This window comes from Psychromonas marina, from assembly GCF_030161115.1.
Lineage (GTDB): Bacteria > Pseudomonadota > Gammaproteobacteria > Enterobacterales > Psychromonadaceae > Psychromonas > Psychromonas marina.
Window position 1 is genome coordinate 59642 of sequence record NZ_BSPQ01000009.1, and the last position, 20910, is coordinate 80551.

General features: G+C 39.5%; 15 protein-coding genes. 10 read left to right on the forward strand and 5 right to left on the reverse strand.

The window, feature by feature from the left end; translation table 11 throughout:
- Nucleotides 1–65: 65 nt before the first annotated feature.
- From QQK09_RS10915 to QQK09_RS10930, 4 genes are all read left to right on the forward strand, one after another.
- Complete coding sequence (locus QQK09_RS10915; protein ID WP_284204168.1) at nt 66–950, forward strand: LysR family transcriptional regulator; 885 nt, start codon at nt 66–68, stop codon at nt 948–950.
- Nucleotides 951–1030: 80 nt separating this feature from the next.
- Nucleotides 1031–1570 carry an RNA polymerase sigma factor SigZ gene (sigZ, locus tag QQK09_RS10920; RefSeq protein ID WP_284204169.1) on the forward strand — a complete coding sequence of 180 codons (540 nt, stop codon included), beginning with the start codon at nt 1031–1033 and terminating at the stop codon, nt 1568–1570.
- 135 nt (nt 1571–1705) lie between these two features.
- Nucleotides 1706–3184: a glutathione synthase gene (locus QQK09_RS10925; RefSeq protein ID WP_284204170.1), complete on the forward strand. Its 1479-nt coding sequence runs from the start codon at nt 1706–1708 to the stop codon at nt 3182–3184.
- Nucleotides 3185–3295: 111 nt separating this feature from the next.
- Nucleotides 3296–4471, forward strand: a complete 1176-nt coding sequence (locus QQK09_RS10930; protein WP_284204171.1) for a MalY/PatB family protein — start codon at nt 3296–3298, stop codon at nt 4469–4471.
- A gap of 309 nt (nt 4472–4780) precedes the next feature.
- Here the strand turns inward: QQK09_RS10930 and QQK09_RS10935 are convergent, their stop codons facing one another.
- From QQK09_RS10935 to QQK09_RS10945, 3 genes are all read right to left on the reverse strand, one after another.
- The gene (locus tag QQK09_RS10935) at nt 4781–5935 is read right to left on the reverse strand and encodes a hypothetical protein (RefSeq protein WP_284204172.1); all 1155 of its coding nucleotides are present in this window, start codon (nt 5933–5935) and stop codon (nt 4781–4783) included.
- Nucleotides 5898–6242 carry a hypothetical protein gene (locus QQK09_RS10940; RefSeq protein ID WP_284204173.1) on the reverse strand — a complete coding sequence of 115 codons (345 nt, stop codon included), beginning with the start codon at nt 6240–6242 and terminating at the stop codon, nt 5898–5900. The genes QQK09_RS10935 and QQK09_RS10940 overlap by 38 nt, the downstream gene beginning before the upstream one ends.
- Nucleotides 6243–6310: 68 nt before the next feature.
- Nucleotides 6311–7384 (reverse strand): DUF6765 family protein, encoded by a 1074-nt coding sequence (locus tag QQK09_RS10945; RefSeq protein ID WP_284204174.1) that lies wholly within the window; start codon nt 7382–7384, stop codon nt 6311–6313.
- A 344-nt stretch (nt 7385–7728) separates the two neighbouring features.
- Here QQK09_RS10945 and QQK09_RS10950 point away from each other — a divergent pair, with 344 nt between their 5' ends.
- Nucleotides 7729–7902 carry a hypothetical protein gene (locus QQK09_RS10950; protein WP_284204175.1) on the forward strand — a complete coding sequence of 58 codons (174 nt, stop codon included), beginning with the start codon at nt 7729–7731 and terminating at the stop codon, nt 7900–7902.
- 135 nt (nt 7903–8037) lie between these two features.
- On the opposite strand, the gene QQK09_RS10955 is transcribed toward QQK09_RS10950, so the two are convergent.
- Nucleotides 8038–9567: a phospholipase D family protein gene (locus QQK09_RS10955; protein WP_284204176.1), complete on the reverse strand. Its 1530-nt coding sequence runs from the start codon at nt 9565–9567 to the stop codon at nt 8038–8040.
- Nucleotides 9568–10359: 792 nt separating this feature from the next.
- Between QQK09_RS10955 and QQK09_RS10960 the strand changes: the two genes are divergently transcribed.
- The 4 genes from QQK09_RS10960 to QQK09_RS10975 all read left to right on the forward strand — a co-directional run bounded on the left by QQK09_RS10960 (nt 10360) and on the right by QQK09_RS10975 (nt 19453).
- Complete coding sequence (locus tag QQK09_RS10960) at nt 10360–13359, forward strand: ImpA family metalloprotease (RefSeq protein ID WP_284204177.1); 3000 nt, start codon at nt 10360–10362, stop codon at nt 13357–13359.
- Between the two features lie 538 nt (nt 13360–13897).
- Nucleotides 13898–15373, forward strand: a complete 1476-nt coding sequence (locus QQK09_RS10965; RefSeq protein WP_284204178.1) for an FAD-dependent oxidoreductase — start codon at nt 13898–13900, stop codon at nt 15371–15373.
- A gap of 689 nt (nt 15374–16062) precedes the next feature.
- Nucleotides 16063–17136, forward strand: a complete 1074-nt coding sequence (locus QQK09_RS10970; protein ID WP_284204179.1) for an NAD/NADP-dependent octopine/nopaline dehydrogenase family protein — start codon at nt 16063–16065, stop codon at nt 17134–17136.
- A gap of 565 nt (nt 17137–17701) precedes the next feature.
- Nucleotides 17702–19453 (forward strand): protein adenylyltransferase SelO, encoded by a 1752-nt coding sequence (locus QQK09_RS10975; RefSeq protein WP_284204180.1) that lies wholly within the window; start codon nt 17702–17704, stop codon nt 19451–19453.
- A 555-nt stretch (nt 19454–20008) separates the two neighbouring features.
- Here QQK09_RS10975 and QQK09_RS10980 read toward each other — a convergent pair.
- A complete protein-coding gene (locus QQK09_RS10980; protein WP_284204181.1) occupies nt 20009–20206 on the reverse strand; it encodes a DUF4250 domain-containing protein in 198 nt (65 codons plus the stop codon).
- A 354-nt stretch (nt 20207–20560) separates the two neighbouring features.
- Between QQK09_RS10980 and QQK09_RS10985 the strand changes: the two genes are divergently transcribed.
- A complete protein-coding gene (locus QQK09_RS10985; RefSeq protein WP_284204182.1) occupies nt 20561–20869 on the forward strand; it encodes an ArsR/SmtB family transcription factor in 309 nt (102 codons plus the stop codon).
- The last annotated feature ends 41 nt before the right edge of the window (nt 20870–20910 follow it).

Here is a 20910-nt window from a genome sequence, read left to right on the forward strand (position 1 = left end):
TATAATTGCATAACGGCACTATATTAATAAAATCGATTAATTTAATATTTACATCGGATTGTTCTATGCTAAAGCGTCTATCTAGCCATTTACCTTACTTTTCTGCGGTTGCACGAAACCTCAGTTTTTCTCATGCCGCCACTGAATTATCAGTCTCACAGCCCTCTATTAGTTATCAAATAAAATGCTTAGAAGACAAATTAGGTTTTCAGCTGTTTGTTCGCGGGCAGGGTAGTAAGGTGGAATTAACCAATAAGGGTAATAAACTGTTTCAGGAATACGCCATTCTTGAGCGTAATTTTAATCAAGTGGTGTTGGATACTCAGGTTAATCAACATAGAACGGCATTAGCGATAACGGCGCCAGTAGATTTTGGTGTTAAGTTACTTGCCCCTATGCTGTCGACATTAGAGACGAACAAATTGATTATCAATCTCGATTTGGCAGACCAGATGGTAGAGTTAAAGAAAAGTGAGTTCGATTTCTCGATAAGAATTCATACCAATGAAAGTGGTTTAGAGTATTTACCGCTAATGACGACTAAGAATTTGTTGGTGTGTAGCCGAGATTATGCACTGGTGAACCTGCTTTCAAAGTTTGACGACATCACTGAATCACATCGTATTGTTGTCAGGTCTGCAGTAAAAAGTAATACATGGGAAAAACTCTTTGTTAAACATGGTAAGTCTTTTCATCAGCATAAAAACATGCAGGTCATTAATAATAGCTTTGGGATTTACCAAGCCATTATTGCTAATACTGGTGTCGGTGTGTTGCCGGAATATTTTATCGATAGCAGTAATGATGAAGGGTTACACATCTTTGACGAAAATATGAGTGAAACACCTTATTATTTAGCTTACCAACCTTCATTCCTCGCTAATAAGTGGGCAACATCGATTAAAGATAAAATTATCAATAATTATAAAACCATGAAGAGTGAGCTGTAAAAATATTATTTTTTGCGTCTTTTTACAGATTGCTTCGTCTAAGCTTAGGAACATATTTATTCAATTGAGAGTCTATTTGTATGATAGCTGAATGGCAAAACCACAAAGAGCAACTACGTAGCTACGTGAGCAAACGTATTGATGATCCCGATGCTGTCGATGACATTCTGCAGGATGTTTACATCAAAGCCAGTAATAATCTGCACCAATTGAAATCAACAGGTAGTTTGAAAGGTTGGTTGTATCGTATTGCCCATAATACCATCATGGATTTTTATCGAGGACGTCAACCTTTCGAAGAATTGCCAGACGATCTTGTTGCTGAAGAGCGCGATACGGGTAAACAGGCACGCGAGGAGTTAGCACAATGTTTACGCCCGTTGATCGACGAGTTACCAGAAAAATATGGCACACCATTACGCTTAGCTGAGTTAGAAGGGATGCCACAACAAGCGATTGCAGATAAGCTTGGTTTGTCACTTTCTGGTGCGAAGAGCAGGGTGCAGAGAAGCCGTGTTAAATTTCGTGAACAGATGATGGCTTGCTGTGATTTCGAAATGGACCAAGAGGGGATAACTGCTTATTCTCGAAAAAATCCTATTAAGCATACTAAATGTTAACCCTTTCGTTTAATGCTTTTATTTTATTTTTTAGCTAAACAAGCATACTTTCCTTATTAGTCAGCACCTATTTGACGATGACGTCGGTTTTTAATGCCCACTTCATTGCGCACTTTTTAATTTTTTGGAGAAACCATGGCCCATCAATCAACCCCATTGATTGCATCGCAAATTATCGATGGAGCAAGTGAATGGGCTATTATGCATGGCGTTGCGTTCCGCCAAGCCGATAATACCGCGAGACACTGCCCATTTAGTATCGCGCCAATGACCATGCAACGAACGGTATTTGAGCACCTACGGTCTGTGACGCCACTTATCTCGAAACTGATCAATAATGTCTCAGAAGATCATGACTTCCTGCAATCATCGCTAGGTGATGTTGCTAAAGCAGATCCGTTTTTTGCACGTTTACTCGCTTTACATCAGCAGGCACATGGTGATATTGAAAATCGACTGACACCTGCGCGTAAACCATTATTACTGATGCGCACAGACTTTATGGAAGATCGTCAACATGGTGCTAAGGTGATTGAATTCAATGGTATTGCAGCGGGAATGGCACCCTTTGGGCAACGTGCCACAGAGTTCCATGCTTTTATAAAAAATCAATGGCCACAGGTATACCAGAATTGGTCGGAAGATAGCCAATCAATACCTGCTGAGAATCATGGGCTTGAGCAACTTGCTTATGCTATTTCGCAAGCTGCTAAATCCGTTAACGCTACTTTTACCCCCACTAATCCTGATACTGAAAAATCTCAACCTACCTTTTTGATGGTGGTACAAGAAAATGAAGATAATGTTTATGATCAACATCTGCTTGAAATCGCACTGCAACAGCAAGGGATACGCACGCTAAGGCGCACCTTTGAACAACTCAGTACACAGCTTTCAACGGGAAATAATCAACGTTTATTATTAGAAGGCGTCGGCGCAATTGATGCGCTATACCTAAGGGCTGGGTATCAGTATGTGGATTATTATTCGCCTGAGCAGGATGAATCGGTATGTTGTCATACCTTAAGCCAAACACGATTATTTATCGAGCAGCACCATGTGGCGGTGAATGCGACGTTTAGCCAACAACTTGCGACCAGTAAAACCATGCAAATGCTACTGACCATGATGCCCGCTGAAGGCTATGCGCGCTGGGGACTTGATCTTGAACAGGCCAAATTGGTCAAAAGTGTATTAGCAGAAATGAAGCCAATCAATAAAGAGACGATTGATTGGTTTAATCGCCAAGCGGATAAACAGCAATGGGTGTTAAAAAATCAAGGTGAAGGTGGTGGGCATTGTGTATTTGGTGATGATATTAGTGAAAAATTACAGCAACTCACCGTTGAAGAATATGATGCGTGGGCATTAATGCAACGTTTATATCCCCATGAACGAGAGGTACCAACCATTGCGGTACGTGATAGTGAGCAAACACTGGTTGATGACTTAGTGAGTGAAGTTGGTTTGTTTACTGCTTATTATGATGGAAAGCCCGCCACACAGTTTGATGGTTACGCGGGTTATCTTATTCGCAGTAAACCTGCCAGTGAAAATGAGGGAGGTATTCATAGTGGTAAAGGTATTTTAGATTCCTTAGCACTGATTAACTAATCATTAATTGCCTCATAAATTACCTTTGTCGAAGGAGAGGGAAAAATAGTTGCGTCTTTTTTGGGGCAGCTGCGTCTTATTAATAACAGGTTAATATAATAGGATAAAAAAATGTTCAAAGACACGCCGGATCGCAACGACATAAATAACAAATTCATTAAGCACGATAGCAGTATGCTCAATCAAGTCTATGGCACAAACGATGTCACACCTTATTGGATTGCCGATATGGATTTTCCCATCGCCTCTCCAATCAGCGATGCGATGCAACAACTGGTCAGCCGAGAGTCTTATTCCTATGAATTCGATTCAAAAACGCTGTTTGAATCGATTTCGACATGGAACAAAGATCGTCACGATCTTGATTTAAACCCTGATCATTTTGTGCAGGTGCCGGGGGTGTTGAGTGCGATTGCCATGTTGATTCGCGACTTTACCAATGAAGGCGAGGGGGTCTTAATCCAAACGCCTGTGTATCACCAATTCCGTCGTTTGATTGAATCAGCGGGTCGTAAGGCGGTTAATAATCCGCTTAACATTGAAAATGACCGTTACGTTATCGACTTTGAAGGTTTTGAAAACAAGTTAAAAAGTGGTGATGTTCATATGGTGCTATTGTGTAATCCGCATAACCCTGTCGGACGCGTTTGGACAAAAATGGAGTTACAGCGTTTGGTCGCTATCGCCAAAAAATATGAGATATTGATTATCAGTGATGAAGTACATGCTGATATTATTTTTGAAGGCTCAAGCTTCACCAGTATGGCTTCGCTCGATTACGACAACAGTCTGACGATTATTGGTTCGCCCGCTAAAAACTTTGGTTTAAACAGTATTTCTAACGGTTATATTTACAGTGATAATCAACGCTTACGTGAGAAAATAAAAGCAACCTCAGCGTCTATGTCACTGGATCACGGCAATGCCTTCACTATGTATGCCACGATCGCTGCTTACCAACAGGGTAAACCGTGGTTTGATGCCTTTTTATCTTACACCCAACAGACTCGTCACTGGATCGTTGCGTTTATGGCGAGTGAGCTACCGCAAGTAAAAACCTTTGTACCAGAAGGAACTAATCAGATTTGGTTCGATTTTACTGGCTTAGGCTTAACGTCAGATAGGCTAAAATCGTTGTTAACAGAGCAAGCCAAAATGGCATTAACACCCGGGACTTGGTTTGGTGAATCAGATGAAAACTATTACCGCATGAATTTTGCAGCGCCATTAGCGCAGATTCAGCATTCGTTTGAGTTACTTAAACGCTCAATTAATAATAGTAAATAATCATCGAAATAATTGGCGCTTAGTGCGAACTGCTAAGCGTTGCTGAGGTCAGAATTGTTGATTCATTTTTTGTAAATAACTGAGTAGTGTGGTCAGTTCATCTTTTTTAGGTTTGCGGTGATCTCTTTGCTTAAATTCAAGTGCAGTGCATCATGCTCCTGTCTTTTGCATTGACGTGCAAAATGAAAGACCTGACTATCATATGGTAAGTTCTTACGATTCACGTTCAAGCCTAAAGTATATGTTATACGCACAGCTGAAATGAGGACATAAAAATGAAACTATGTGGCACCCCATATATAGAGATATTTAGTTTTCCTTGTTAGGCGCCTTTTCATCTTCAATCAAAATCACAATTCCCGCTAACCCAGATATTGATGAAGAAGAAACAACAACAAATTGAACAACCGGTTTGTACTTCGCTATAGTAAGTGTTTTCTGAACAACTGTTTCAATTTCGGCTAATGAAAAACTACTAGAATATGAGGAAGATTTTATCACGGCATCTACCACTTTAAACGCATCATCGTAACTAATAGACGGATTTATGCTAATGGTATCGGTAATGTTATCACCAATATAACTCGATGATTCACATGATAAAAATATGCACTTCTTATTTGCGGTAACACACATAGCAGCCATTTTAGTTAAGCCTATCGACGGAGGGGTTAAGAATGCAAAATCCCCATCATCATTATGGCCTATGATCGTAACATAGTCAGACTTCGCCGATGATAGATAGTTAGCAAAATCTAACGCTGATCGTCCAGAAACAGTGCTCTCGACACCATCTCCGTATAGTGATTGCAAATTATTTATCTGCATTCGAACTTTTTTTATTTCGTTTATTGCACCTGGACTAGGTGTAGTGTTGGGAAATATCTTATGATAGTCATCTGCACCGGTTGGTATAGAAGCAAAAACTCCAAAAGATGGTCGTAATTTGGAGCTTATCTCGTTCGCAAGTTCATCACTTAAGTTTTCATTATTTACAAAAGAATGTGAATAGGTGCCATCGGGTGCATCCAATACCGATCTAACCGCGGATTTTTCTGAAACAAGACCAAAGAAAAATTTAACAACCACATCAAATAGATTAAGGACCTGATCAAATATCCACGACAGTCCATCGAAAATAGCCTTTAATACAGTGGTCAAAACATCAAATATTCCTATGATTAAATCTCCAATAAATTTAAATAAAGATTCAATTATCTCCGGAAAGAACTTAAATAGTGCTCCTAAAATACTTGTTTGAAAATACGAAGATTTAGTGTCTCCAATAACAATCGATTCTTCATATCCTACATGAATATCTAAAATCTCTTCTTGGGTCTTATAAATTTTACTTCCATAAGTGGGGTTATGTAGTAGCAGTAAAAAAAGTATAAATCCTACAATGCATCGGCACTTATTCATTAGACTACCCCAAGTACTTTTTAACGAACTGTGCTGTTTCACTTAACTTTCCTAGCTTGGTTTCGCTTCCTGTCTTTACTGCTCCCTTTGCCATCACTTTAAATAGAGCGGGAAAAGCAGCTCCGAACACTAGTACGTCTATGAGGGGGGGAGGGGATTGCCTATCATGAAACCAAATATACGTACCGGCAGATGAGCCAACAACAACTAATATAACAATAACTAAATAAATATATACTCCATGTTTATTTGTAGTAATCCCATTTTCAAAAATCTCGTGGCGTTTCCCATACCAGTACATCAGTTCCTGAAAGATAGCTCCAAGAGCAGCAATAAGAAGTATGTTCATCTAGAATCTCCTACTGTAGTGGTCAAACAAAGTATATCCCTGATAATTCGATTTAGAACTTAGTGGGGTTAGGCAACACAAATTCCATATTTAGGTAGAATATCATGCAATATATCGAACCTGTGCGCTTGAAGAGCATCATGAAATAGCTTCCAGTTCGAATGTAAAAAATCATCATGGTATGGGAACACATCTTCATCTTTATCTTTTTCTTTCTCTTGGTTGATTGCTTGATGCTTCCATGAACCCACTCCTTTAGGCTTGAATTCTAATCTAACTGCACCAAATGAAAATTTACCTGAGGATATAGCATTTAACCAAGAGGCATGTCTTTCATCACCATCTTCACTTGTGAATTCAGCAAGAAGATTACCTATTAAAGCTTTATCCGTGCCTGATAAGCCTAATTGCTTATCTATATTCATTAATTTATCGTTGGCTATGTAACATTGAACAACTCGACACATCGCATCTGCCGCATCACAAAATATTTGGTGATTGTCTCTTTGTACAGCGCGTCCATTGCCATCGATGTAACTCCATGATAAAAATGGCTTGTCAGGATGAGATAATGAAGCACCATGGCCAAGTGGGAACATTGTACTGACGAAGAAGTTTTTCATTTTTTCAATAAAGCTATCATCTTTTTCTGCCTTACCACTACTGAGGTCTGTAACCTCATTGACTTTATGATTTACCCCAGAGAACCCTTGATGTGCAAAAGTATCTGCATATACGTGTAAGGTTATTCCGAGTCGATGAAGAGAGTAATTTTTATCTTTATCTCCTAACATTGATTTAAGCATGTCACGAGCAATGTAGCTATCTGGCTTACAAATAAGCTTTTCGATAAATGTTCCTGTAGGATTCTCGCCAGCAGGTAAACCACCATTTCCTGGTAAAAAATGAAATGGCACCCAAACTCGGTGGTTTGCAAGCTCATTTGAATTTCTGTAGTCCAACATTTTATGGGCGGAAGCAGTACGATGATACATTGCTCCATTGTCGAACTTAATCACTCCCTTATTGGTTGCCTCGTCAACATATTGTGCACTATATGCGACAATATCTGCATCTTCATGATCAAGCCCCGCAAGCCTTGCAACAACGTATGTGAGAGTATGATGTCCATCTATCTGCATTTATAACCCCTCATGAAATTAAACTATGTCTAAACATTGTATCGTACATATAATAAACAAAATATGGATTGCTTCATGCTTTCGGAATATATGCCTACCTCTGTTTACCCTACCATTTGTGGTGCTATCCTTTCGGCATAAGTTCAAAAAAAGGTAACACCAACTCCAGTAAATAGTTGATCTATTTTACTGGTTAAAACAACTGATTTCTTCGTTGTAAGTTTCGTAAATGGAACAACTATTTACGTCAACTTACGCCTTGAGTTAAACTGTTTTTCCTGCGTGAAATTTAGATAATATACTTAATGTAATTAATGGTATAAGTGAAATACAGAGATTGGAAAATGTCAGTATTTAATAATACTGTTGATGGTATCGACTTAATTTTATCATTTGCACTAATGTCTGACCCTTGGCTTTTCTTGGTATTTTTGAATATTGGTTTTACGATGGCTACGAGTCATGCGGAAGAAGAATCTGGTAATGGATGGTTAGGTGGTGGAGAGATGAAATGCTAGCCATAATCTGCACTTGAATTATGAGGAGGGCAATATAGCCAAAGTGCAGATATTTTCTACTTTAATGTGGTTGTCGATAGCGAATTGATCACCGGCCAAATCATTTGCCACCTATTTATTAATTCGTAAATTTTTTTACAGGTATTTTTCGATAGGAAGTAGTTGTAAAAAATGCGACTTTATTCGCTCCCATTGGCCTGTTTCTGGCTCACTTTCCCAGCTTTTTTCACCCGAATACCAACGCACTTGATCTTCATGTAAGCTTAAACGCCAACTATTATCTTCATTTATAGCCTCTTCCATTGCTTCAACTAAATGCTGTGCAATTTCTTGGTTTTCAATCACTAACACAGACTCAGTATTAAGGTAGGTTGAACGTAAGTTGAAGTTAAAAGAGCCGATCGTTGCTATTTTTCTATCGTAAACTGCTGATTTTGCATGCAAGCCATAACTTGCTGTTGGGGCACATTTGGACGGGTCTCGCGTTGATTTTTCACACAAAATTGTTTCTGGTTTTAATTCAAATAATTGTACGCCGTTTTCAAGCATATCGTGGCGGCGGCCTGCATAACCAGAGTGATTCGGGAGTAGATCATTAGAGGCCATTGAATTGGTTAATGCTTTTATTTGTACGCCCTTATCGGTTAATTTCTGTAAGGCTGTAAGCTGTCGGTCGTCGAAAATCAGATAAGCTGATTCAAGTAATATCTCCTGTTTTGCCTGTTGAGCCAACTCAGATAATAATCTTGCCGTTGCTTTTGGCTCATTGGTTTCGTTAGCATCTTCGGGTACTGGTCGGTCAGAGACAAAATAGGCGTGTCCCCATGACAGTTCACCCATCAAGTCGTTTAATAATTGATTGGCTATTTTACTTCCCTCTGGCAAATCGGGGTAGTGTTGATAATGCGGAGGCTTGATATTTTCTAATGTTGCCAGATCAATAGAGGTTGTATCACTTAGTAAGTTAACAGGGTAAGACCAGGTACTGTTCCAGTACTCGCTAAAGCTCGCTTGAATTTCTGCGACTACTGGGCCTGCGACTAGCACATCACGGTCGCGAAAGTTTATCTCATCTGAAAGGTCAAAATACTCATCACCAATATTACGCCCTCCGACTACCGACATCGCACCGTCGACGGTAAAGGACTTATTATGCATACGGCGATTTAAACGCGAAAAATCACTTCCCATATTTAACCATCTCATCAAACCACTTCGCGTTGGTACTGGGTTAAATAAGCGGATCTCAATGTTGGGGTGATTGTCAAAAGAGACAAGCAGATCATCACGTTCGTTAAGATTAAAATCATCGAGCATGACACGCACTCTCACGCCACGGTTCGCAGCCACCAGCAAACGGCTTGCTAGGTAGAGGCCTGATGTATCATTGTTCCAAATATAATATTGGATATCGATACTGTGTTTAGCGGTCTCTACCAATGCTAATCGTTGAGAGAGGGCATCCCAACCAGATTCTTGCAATAAATATGCACTCATTTTAGCTGAATGCTCAGGCCGATAAGTGTCAATTAATTCAGATAATGTGCTATTTGGCTGGCTTATTACAGGATCAGTAACATGCGTTACCTTTTCTGGTAGTGATGTACACCCAGTCAGAATAGTGGTTAAAAGCAGAATGAAACTAATACGTTGTTGCATAGGCATTTTCATATTTCCTTGTTTACTGTGAATGACTTATTCCATGTTGCAGTCGAGAGAGAAGGCCTATCAATTGCCTGTTTAAAAGTTGAGCCAAATGTGGAGCAGGGAGATGATAAATTTTCTTTGCGCTTTCAGCAAGCAAGTTCGGTAAATGACAATATTTGTGCTTTGCATACTTGATCACGTGGTTGGGTCTTTTATTTTTAATTACAAGTTCTCATAAGCTGTATTGATTTTGTAAAAAAAGTCCCGCAGTTAATTAACGCTTTAAAATAAAGGTTTAATGCAGGGGACTCTAATTTCATGTCGTTTTTATTAAAACCGTAAGGCATTGCTCTACATTTTTTGTTTTCTATCACATCAAACATAATTGAGATTAGTCGCCGTTTACGTGGTTGAAGATCGCTTTGCAGTTTAGGTTATTTTTTACTTAATTTACGCTCGAGAAAGTAACTTAAAATCAGCGTTATTTAGATTATCTATTCTTATACCCTCTGTTGTGTTGAATGGCACCATGCTTCAAAGTTTTAATTCATATTTTTGTTTAATGATCATTTTTTAGGTCGATACTATCCACATTGTATTCTGATGGTGCAGAATTAGTTATATCAGGTGTTTAGGATAAAAATGTTAGTAGAAACGAGCGATGGTTAATTCAGAATGTATAATGCCATGTACATCATTAATTGATGACTTAATAAAAATGGATCTTAAATTTAGTTTTACATTATCTACCTATGCAAAACTACAGTAAAAGCGACAATAGTCGTCTAAAAACACGGAGTGTTATACATAATGAAACAATGGTTGTTATTGATTTTTGTCGCCTTTGGCGTTACAGCTTGTGGCGGGTCAGATAGTACGGGTACAAATGAACCTGATGGAAATAGCGGTGAATTAACCCCACCAACGGATGAGAATACTCCTGCGCTACCAGCGCCAGAGATTGAGTTAAGTGATACTTATGAGGCATGGACCGATGAGTTGATTACGATTAATGCCAAGGTAAAAGTACATGCGGTTGGCAACACTGAATTCGAATGGGCTCAGCTAACGGGAACTGAGGTTAAACTCATCAATGCGACGATTAACTCTGTCCAAGTTGATGCGACAGAGCTAAGCGACACACAAGATATTCGCTTATCACTGAGTGTCACAGATAGCAGTAATCAAACTAGCACAGATTTCATCAGTCTCAAGCTAAACGATAAAGTTAGTACTGCCTTAAAAAGCGGTGATGCGAGCTTAGCCACTGGATTTGATTCAAAAATTATCAAGCGCGCTATAGAGCACATTAAACAGTATCGCCTCGATGGTGAGTCACTACTCAATACCATCCACCAAAATGATGCCATCGTCTATGATCAAGGGAAAAATTCACAATTTATATCTCTTGCAAGTGCTGAGCATGCTTATCCAAAAACGAAAGCATTTGCAATTGTAACCGGTAATCAAGGGCTGACCTTTGCAGCAACCAGTGATATCGAAAACCAGCGTAATGCCGCCTTTGGTACTGATATTATTTCTAGTCTACAGCAGGGTAATAACTCAGGTTTTGAAACGACGTTTAAGCGTGTTCTAGGTTGGCTTTTAGCACAAACTCAAGAGCAAATAGATGAAGACAATAAACAAGTACGTTTATTTTTGATAGATGGTAGCGCGTTAGATCGAATAACAAGCTGGATCAGTACTCAATACCCTAATTGGGAAGTGGTTAACTGCAATGATGAGGCCATGTTAAGTAACTGTTTAAGTGAAGCTGATTTAGTGATTACAGGGTCTGCCGAGTTATTTTCCATAGCAACCGTTGCCCCGTTAATAGAGCAATTACAAAGGGCTAAACAGCCACTACTCTATTTGCACCCTCACTCTTGGAATAGCGTTCCATTAACTCAAACAGTATTAAACCCAATGGGCTTTTCTATGCAAGGCCGAGGTGGTCCGGGTAACTTCTTTTCACAGGATAAGGCTGATTGGGTATCGGCAGAAGAAATGCTTGAGCATTTTACCTCATTAGAAGAGGAGCAGCTTTGGTTAACATTATTGGACACTCAAAATATTGATTTTAATTTGGCTAACTGTGCTGATACTTGCGATGATGTTTTTTCTCAATCTTATCAAAATGCAGTAAAAATTATGCGTCAAAAGATTCAGGCATTTGATAGCAGTAAACAAGATCTGTTTTCGCTAAATGATCACCAGTTATACAAATTACTGATCATCCTTGGCGACAATTACCGTCAAACTATTCAGTATCCAATGGATGTTTCTAGCACCGATCCCCTTAGTTACCTGAAAGCCTATTTTTCTGATCACATGGTTTATCACTATCGAGATATTAATGCGACACCGAAGGATCTCGGTAACTTTAGTCGTACCGATTTTAGTCATATCACTGCTGTTAATCACAGTGTGAGGCTGTCGAGTAAAAAAGGATTTCGCTCTGCGGGCGTTTATGCGCTACCGGGGCAAACCTTAACAGTAACTCGAACAGATAACAGTGATGTGCGTATGTGGGTATTTATTAATACTCAACGCGCGGGTTCGACGCACGAATTTGATAGCAATAGTTACAATAGACCAAAATATCTGCAATCGACCCACATTGAAATTGTTGCTGGCGAAACGATCAAATTCACTAGCCCTTATGGTGGTCCGGTACAGGTGAAGTTTGATCAAACAGATTTACCAACAACCTTAGCATTTGAAAATGTCGGGCTTCATCCTTATTGGCGTAAGGGCAAAAATGGGGAACAGTTTTTAATGGATCTCGCCGCTAATCAATATGATTGGGCTGAGTTAGCAACTGATCATTTTGAAGTGCATTCAAGCCTTGTAAAAATGCAAAAGACCATGAGTGCTGAGCCGTTATGGGATACGCCTGAAAAAATGGAAACGGCGATCATGACGCAAGTTCACAACTATCCGCATCTATTAGCCGGTTTTAAAGGGCCATTCATTGATGAAGTCGCTGAAATACATGATTTTGCTAATAGCCAAGGTTGGGTAATTGAAGAACTTGATACGGTTAAGCATATGAATGCAGATCAAGCTTCCTGTGGTTATGGTTGCTCGGGCAATCCATATGACGCTTACTGGGAGTTTAATCCAACAGGGCATGGGGATATTCATGAGCTAGGTCATGGGCTTGAAAAAGGTCGTTTACGATTCGATGGTCATGAAGGGCATTCATCCACTAATCCATACTCTTATTATACTAAGTCGCGTGCTTATACTGAGCAGGGCAAACTGCCATCCTGCCAAGATCTTAACATTGATGATGAGTTTGCCATATTACAAGCCAGTGTTAACCAAGGTGATGCTTTTGCATATATGCAAGCGGCTCAATTGACTAGCTGGTCAAGCGGCATGGCGACAATGCTGCAAATGCTAGTGGCCTCGCAACACTATGATGCACTCGAAAATGGTTGGCATTTGTTAGCAAGAGTACATATTTTATTACGAGAGTTTGAAAGAGCCACAAAATCAGATGAAATTTGGGTACAAAAGAAAGATTCTCTAGGCTTTAGTACCTTTAGTGTTGATGAAGCTAAGTCTCTGTCAAATAATGATTTTTTGATGGTGGCAATGAGTTATTCCAGCAAACTGGACTATCGAGATGTGTATCAAATGTGGGGACTTGCAACGACAGCGGCAGCTAAAGAGCAAGTAGCACTATTTAATTTACCAATGATAGCCAAGCAAGTGTATGTTTATGAACCGGGTGATTATTGCTTTAGTTTAGACCTACAAGCGGTAGCCGTTGATGGTAATCAGGAATGGCCCCTTAAATAATAATGGGGTTATAACTGGATCAGGCCTTAAATTACAAGTTCTAAATTGATTTATTAAGTCGCTATCGGCATTAGCGACTTAGCTTTCTAGCTTGGTTTCGGGCAGGTCGCCTTATAACTTTTATGACGATACTATTTAGTTTTCACTCTCTTGCTCACTGGCACTATGTTCTTTCGACACTAAATTCTGCTTCTTTAAAGCTAAACTTTTCAATACAGAAGATCTTCGAACATTCCAACAATGAACACTCACCCAACAGTTTTGTTCTACAAGTAGAGTCACCGGACTAATGATTTCAGAGTCAGCCCTTGGATTTACTACTTGTATCAATAATTAAAATAATGCACATATAAATGAACTGATTTTACATTCTCACCGTATAAGTTAAGTATCTATTATTTATGTGAATTAGTGTTGAAAACTACGCATAACATCAGTACGCTTTTTGAGGCAAATAATGAAAATGAATTAATAGAAAATTAACTAAATCAGCAATCAATTTTAGCAAATAATCTTAGTAGGGCAGATAAATAACATTATGGTAAATTCACAAAAAAGTAAAAAAATCGCAATTATAGGTGGTGGCATAGCAGGGGCTTCTGTTGCTTTATACTTAAGTGAAATAGGACTTGAAGTCAGCTTGTTTGAAAAAGGAACAAGCTTAGTCAATGGTCCTCCTATCTGTCATTTGCATGCTGGTGGTAACTTATATCGTGAAATATCCGATAGCCAATGTATCACTTTACTCAAAGAGTCTATTGAAACGCTGCGTTTATTTCCTGACTCTATTGATTACCGTCCGACAGTCATTGCTGTACCTAAAAGAGACAGTGGGGATGCGCTTGCATTATTACCTCGCTTAAAAATGCTAACACATGAATATGAACAACTCATTCAGCAAGATGCTAATAATGAAGTGCTGGGTGCAGCGCAAGATTATTATCGTTTATTTGAATTAGAAGAGATGCAAAAGTTGGCAGAGCGCGATGAAGTTGCAGTACCTAGTACATCAGAGGAGTGGATGATTCCAATTGCTAAGCATGTTGATTTATCCACCCTTAAATTTCCACTAGTGCTTGTACAAGAATTTGGTTGGAATGTATTCCGATTGGGCGCGAGTGCCGTACTATCGCTAGAAAAGAACCCCAAAAGCAAAATCCTGCTGAAGACTAAAGTTAATCAGCTAACGCACACAGAAGATAAAGGGTGGAAAGTGTTTTTTGAGCAAAACCAACAAGAATCCGTTGAATATTTTGATTACATCATTAATGCTGCTGGTTTTAAAAGCGGTGAAATAGACGACGCAGCAGGTTTTCACAAGCAACGAATTGTCGAGTTCAAGGCTGCTTATGTAACGCAATGGGAAGGAACTGGTAGTTTTTGGCCTGAAGTTATTTTTCACGGTGAGCGTGGTACACCTCATGGGATGGCACAGTTTACCCCTTATCCAGACAACGTAATACAATTGCACGGTATGACTGAAAATATCACCTTATTTGATGAAGGAACTATTGCTAATGATAAAAACAGTGCGCAACCTAAGCTAGGCAAGTCCTTTTTAGATAAAATTTATAAAGGCTGGTCTTTGGATGAAGTTAAACTTCGCACCGAGCGAGCTATTGATCATATGGCGGAGTTTATACCTAGTTTCTCGAGTGCAAGGGTAACGGATGTTCCATTATTTGGCGCGCAGCAAATACCTGGCGATGATGCAAACCTTCGCGCTGCGGGTGTTTCATTTGAAGACAATAACTATGCACGTTGTGAAATAGTTAAAGCCTCTTCAGTCTTAACCTGCGCTGATGAAATAACAAAACAGTTAATTACATTAGGCTATGTTAATAAATCAGTTCAAGGTTGCAGAGAATTTGCAATTACTAACTCTATCAGTGATGAGGCAATTACCCAACGTGCTTTAACCTATACCAAACAACGTGGGTATCCAAGCGGATTAGCTTATCGAAATATTAAACAAAATTTTGATAAGAAAGAGTCACAAGTGTGTTTTGCTTAATGAAACTAATAAAGCATTACTTTTCTCATGCATATTTTCACTTTGTGAATACAGACCAAACATATAGTCGTGGTAATGTTGTGACTAAGTAATACTGGCAACTAATTAATCGTTTTTATGGTACTTCCTGGCACAAATCGACTGGCGACTAGGGCGAAGAGGGACTTATGTTTTTTTAACTGTTGTAGATCGTCTCAATTTAACGCATAAACATTTATCTCAAGATGTAATTAGATACCTAAATAAATTGATTGAGAGTTTAAAAGTCGTTTTTAGACTCTCCAATATATTAGCCAAGTACAATAATAGAATAAAGTTTGAGTTTTCTAATGAAGAGGATTACCAGAAATGGACCATATACTACCGCAAACGTCTATGCTCGGTATTAGCTCACCACTTAACCTGTCTAAGCGACTTAACTGAGACATAATCGACATTTATAATACCCTCATGTCTGATTTGATCAAATTGTTGAAATGTCGAACTTACATTACGGTACCTTTCGAGTGACAAAATTTCACTAAAAATGTGGCTACAATGTCTGTGAAGCAACATTATTGAATTAAACAATGCAGTAAATTTCTAACATGATACCTTCCCCCCTAAAATTGCTTTTTGGCGCCTGTTTAAATTGATAAATGTGGCGTATACATAACCCGTACTCAATCAATGTGATACGGAGAAAATAAATGAATATAACGATATTAGGAGCTGGTGCAGGAGGTTCAGTAACCGCCTTTGATTACGCCTGTCATGGACACGCTGTCAGGCTTTTTGATTTCCCAGAGTTTCCCGAAAATATTGAGGCGATAGCCAATCAAGGGGGTATCTATGCTGAAGGCGTTATTTCAGGGTTTGGCCCTGTTGTGTATGCAGGTCATGATATTGATAAAGCACTAAAAGGTGCCGATCTAATTTATGTCGTAGGACCGGCATTTAGCACAATCCCTTTCGCTGAAGCCTGTATAGGTAAACTAAAGGCAGGACAAACCGTTATTATTAGCCCAGGATCTTGTGCTGGTTCATTGGAATTCAAGCAGGCCGTTGGCTTGGCGCTTGATGATAATTCCGTACGCTTTGCAGAAACTCACACGTTACAATATGCAGTTCGTTTACTTGAAGCGGGGCGGGTGCACGTATTTCTCAAGTTGAAAGCGGGTAATCTTCTGGCTGCGCTGCCTAGCCGAGATACTACTGATATATTACAAATGATTGCAGATGTCTATCCGGCAATAGAGCCCGCACACAATGTGATCCAGACTAGCCTACAAAATGCTAATCCGATCATTCATCCGGCCGTATCATTGTCTAACGCAGCACGTATTGAAGGCGCAGATAATTTCTTATTCTATGAAGAGGGAGTGAGTGATGCAGTTGGACGACTCATTGAGGCTGCCGATCGGGAACGAATTGCTATCGGTGAACGTCTAGGTATTAGCGTTCTCTCGGATCCAGAAATTGGTATTCGACAGGGCTATATGCTGGAAAATGACTACGGCTTAGCGTATCGAAAAGCGCCGGGGTTTATAGGCATTCCAGCCCAAGCACAGCTTGATCATCGCTATATTCATGAGGATGTAGGTTATGGTCTGGTCTTCATGTCTGAACTGGCGAAACAGATCGGTGTAGAAACTCCGACCATTGATGCCATTATCCAACTAACATCGGTGCTCATGAACCGAGACTATGCAACCGAAGCGTTACGCACTCCAAAAACACTCGGTATCGCTGGTCTGAGTGTGGAAGAACTCGGCAATCTTTAAGTTAACTATTACAACAAAAAGAATAATTTGTTAAGCAAGTGATTGTTTTATTTGTGTTTAGATACTTAAATGGGAAGGGAAATGAAACCTTAAAATGAGTTTTTTATATCCATTTAAACAGGGCTTATCTGCGACGATGAGTCCTTTAATTAGAACATATTAATCAGCTTTATATTGACTGGTCATCGCATCATTGGGGGATCATAAAGCTTGAATTTTTAGTGATAATGCTGCGCCATTTAAATGATAGTGGTCAATCAACTTGTCCAAGTCTTTGTATTGGTTTGTAACATCCCGATAACAACGCTCGGTGTTATGTTGCCATCTATACTTAAACGATTAATAATTTTCATCATCATAAATGTGCCAACTTTATTATGGCGATAGGTATTACTTTATTTAAAGGTGCTTAAATACAGTTAGTTACTATTTCTTCCTGGGTTTTTAAACTCTCTATTCTTGTCACAAAATCACTTCGCGACTACAAAATACAGAACTCTCCAGAATAAGAAGGTAAGATACAAGCCATTAACATTTATCTTGACGATCCTTGGTGTAAAAAATAATGACAAACCGACAGCCTAAGAATATCCCCGTGACTATATCGACGTTGAACGATCTTGCTAAGTTGACAAACTATTCGCTTATGGACACGCTCAACTGTGATCCTGATGCGACAGAAAACGGCAACGATTATGAACCACGACAAGTCTTCAGTGGCCATTATGTCCCGGTTAACCCGACACCCATCAAAGACCCTGAATATATTGCACACAGCAAACTCTTTTTTTCTGAGCTTGGCTTTCAAGACGCGATGGCAGAGTCCACCGATTTCGTCCGTTTGTTCTCCGGCGATATTTCACAGGTGCCCGAGCCGATACGCAAGGTCGGTTGGTCAACGGGATACGCACTTTCTATCTACGGCGTTGAATTTACTCATCAATGTCCGTTTCAAACGGGTAACGGATATGGAGATGGACGCGCAATTTCTGTCCTTGAGAGCGTTATTAATGGTCAACGTTGGGAAATGCAACTAAAAGGTGGCGGTCGCACACCCTATTGCCGTGGTGGGGATGGTCGTGCTGTTTTACGCTCAAGTATCCGCGAGTTCTTGGCTCAGGAGCATATGTATGCACTTGGTGTCTGCACATCTCGGTCTTTAAGTTTGTACGTTTCAAAAACGGAAACGGTTAAACGGCAGTGGTACTCTGAAGGTACACGCTCGGAGCACCCCGATATGCTTATCTCTGAAGCCGTCGCCATTTCAACGCGTGTTGCTCCGTCGTTCATTCGTGTTGGGCAGCTTGAACTTTTTGCTCGCCGTACCCGCGAAAATGATCACCCAAATGCGATACAAGAGCTCGAAAAGATTGTGTTGCATTTGATTGATCGTGAGTACGGTGATGTTGTCGATAGTCAACTTACCACCCCAGAAAAAGTCGTGTTGTTAGCGCGTGAGTTTCGTCACCGCCTCACATCACTAATAGCGAACTGGATCCGCGTCGGTTTTTGCCAGGGGAACTTTAACAGTGATAATTGTGCCGCTGGTGGATATACACTTGATTATGGTCCTTTCGGATTCTGTGACGTGTTTAATCCGCAATATCAGCCTTGGACTGGCGGCGGCAATCATTATTCGTTCATGAACCAACCCAAGGCTGCACAAAGTAACTTCGACATGTTTTGTTCGGCGTTACGCCCATTATTAGCGTCACAACAAGAGCAGTCGCTCGCACTCGATGAGATTCAAAGTGGCTTTTCAACCGTCATGCATACGGAAATGCAAAATATGTGGGCTGCTAAACTTGGCCTTAGTACTTTGAATAGTGATTCTCATATGACACTGCTCAACGAGCTACAAACGCTCATGATACAAACGTCGGTTGATTATACTATTTTCTTTCGAGAGTTGTCGTCTATACCGGACGACATTCGCCCATTGAAAAAAAGCTTTTACAATAGTGGGCATGGGTCAGACACCCATCAGGTCGACACACGTTGGATTGAGTGGTTTGTAAAATGGAAAATGCTGTTAAACCTTGATTGTGATGCGAATGCTATTAAGCCCCGAACGCTTGCAGAAGTTTCTAGGCAGATGAAGCTGGTTAATCCAAAGTACATTTTACGAGAATGGTTTGTTATGCCGGCTTATCAGCAAGCAACGGCGGGAAATTACACTTTAATTCGAGAGTTGCAAGAGGTCATGACACAGCCATATTCAGAGCAATCGAAGGACGTGGAAGACAAATACTATCGATTGAAACCACGTGAATTATTTAAGGTAGGGGGCATATCTCACCTTAGTTGTTCGTCGTGATTTAATAAGCTAGCGTGTTAACTAACTTAGGCTGATTTATCAGCCTATTTACTTACAAAATTTCTGCCGTGTTGCTCATAATTGACGAGCCCATGCTATATAGCTTGTAAATTTAATACTCTAGAAATAATTGCAATTATATATCGCGCTCTAATTTTCATGTAACTCGTTGGAATATTGGAATATGTGCATTAAGGAAGACCTAGAATGAATTTAACTGCTCGTCCCTACCTTGAAGTAATAAAAAAGATCAATTGTTGTTACTGAATTATTCTATATCAGTACTATTTCATCCCTGAAGTTCACCTCGTCTAGCTGAAATAAGTGGTTATTGAACTGTTCAAAATTTAGTGAAAAGAGTGACTGGTTAAAGAAAGCTTTTAATAATGTATGGGGGCGAAAAGGATGATTTGGGTAAATGTAGTTTAGCTTGATATCAGGTACTGAATGTAAGAACTACTGAAACGGCCTTGAATGGTTTTATGATCATGTTCGAGGCCGTCTTAACGTTTACGACTTAAAATAGCGATGACATAGTAATATTTAAAGGGCTGATTAATCTGCTTTATATTGATTGGTAATCGCATCATAGTGATAGCCTAATGCTTGCATTTTTGCTGATAATGCTGCGCCATCGAGATCATAGCGGTTAATAAGTTTATCTAAGCTAGTGCACTCTACACGTAACCTCTCATTAACAATCCCAAATACAATATTGCCATCCATCGTTAATAGGTTCTTAATTTCCATCATAATAAACGCTCCTATTTCTTTATTAAAAATCATTGTGATTACAATAATAGTTTGTTTTATTAAAATTAGCAGCGATCCATGGCAATGCCATTAAAAGTGTCATTACGATAGAGAAAATGCAAAGTCTGGCGTGTTTATGAAGGTTAGGCATTTAGCTTAACGCTGGTAATAAAACCCTAGATTTGAAATTTCATATCGCAATATCCCGATATTGTGTTATCTTGATGTCGTTCAGATAAATAAGAAATGATAAGTACGCACCCTTAATGCGGACTGTGTTTAGTTCCTTATTGTATGCTTGAGAGATGTTCCATATAATTTGATCTTTCTCGGTTTTAAACTAAATGGCTCACTATGATTGATTTAACAGAAACATTAAAAGCAATAAATAATCCCATTAGAATGGATATTCTGCGTTGGCTGAAAGATCCCAAAGCTAATTTTGATGTTTCTGAACAATTGGTTGACGCTGATGTGGAAGGGGTTTGTGTGAGTATTATTCAAGAGAAAGCACAATTATCGCAGTCAACCGTTTCAGCTTATCTGACAAGTCTGCAACGCGTGAAGTTAGTGAGCTCTAAACGTATTGGCGCGTGGACATATTATAAAAGAGATGATCAAAACATTCGTGCATTCACAGCGCAGTTAAGTGACATATTATAATACCAACGCCATTTCTTTAATGGGGTAGGTACTAGTGGGAT

Coding starts and splice junctions, on each gene's coding strand:
- QQK09_RS10915 (WP_284204168.1), top strand. CDS start 66: ATGCTAAAGCGTCTATCTAGCCATTTACCTTACTTTTCTGCGGTTGCA.
- sigZ (WP_284204169.1), top strand. CDS start 1,031: ATGATAGCTGAATGGCAAAACCACAAAGAGCAACTACGTAGCTACGTG.
- QQK09_RS10925 (WP_284204170.1), top strand. CDS start 1,706: ATGGCCCATCAATCAACCCCATTGATTGCATCGCAAATTATCGATGGA.
- QQK09_RS10930 (WP_284204171.1), top strand. CDS start 3,296: ATGTTCAAAGACACGCCGGATCGCAACGACATAAATAACAAATTCATT.
- QQK09_RS10940 (WP_284204173.1), bottom strand. CDS start 6,242: ATGAACATACTTCTTATTGCTGCTCTTGGAGCTATCTTTCAGGAACTG.
- QQK09_RS10945 (WP_284204174.1), bottom strand. CDS start 7,384: ATGCAGATAGATGGACATCATACTCTCACATACGTTGTTGCAAGGCTT.
- QQK09_RS10950 (WP_284204175.1), top strand. CDS start 7,729: ATGTCAGTATTTAATAATACTGTTGATGGTATCGACTTAATTTTATCA.
- QQK09_RS10955 (WP_284204176.1), bottom strand. CDS start 9,567: ATGCCTATGCAACAACGTATTAGTTTCATTCTGCTTTTAACCACTATT.
- QQK09_RS10960 (WP_284204177.1), top strand. CDS start 10,360: ATGAAACAATGGTTGTTATTGATTTTTGTCGCCTTTGGCGTTACAGCT.
- QQK09_RS10965 (WP_284204178.1), top strand. CDS start 13,898: ATGGTAAATTCACAAAAAAGTAAAAAAATCGCAATTATAGGTGGTGGC.
- QQK09_RS10970 (WP_284204179.1), top strand. CDS start 16,063: ATGAATATAACGATATTAGGAGCTGGTGCAGGAGGTTCAGTAACCGCC.
- QQK09_RS10975 (WP_284204180.1), top strand. CDS start 17,702: ATGACAAACCGACAGCCTAAGAATATCCCCGTGACTATATCGACGTTG.
- QQK09_RS10980 (WP_284204181.1), bottom strand. CDS start 20,206: ATGATGGAAATTAAGAACCTATTAACGATGGATGGCAATATTGTATTT.
- QQK09_RS10985 (WP_284204182.1), top strand. CDS start 20,561: ATGATTGATTTAACAGAAACATTAAAAGCAATAAATAATCCCATTAGA.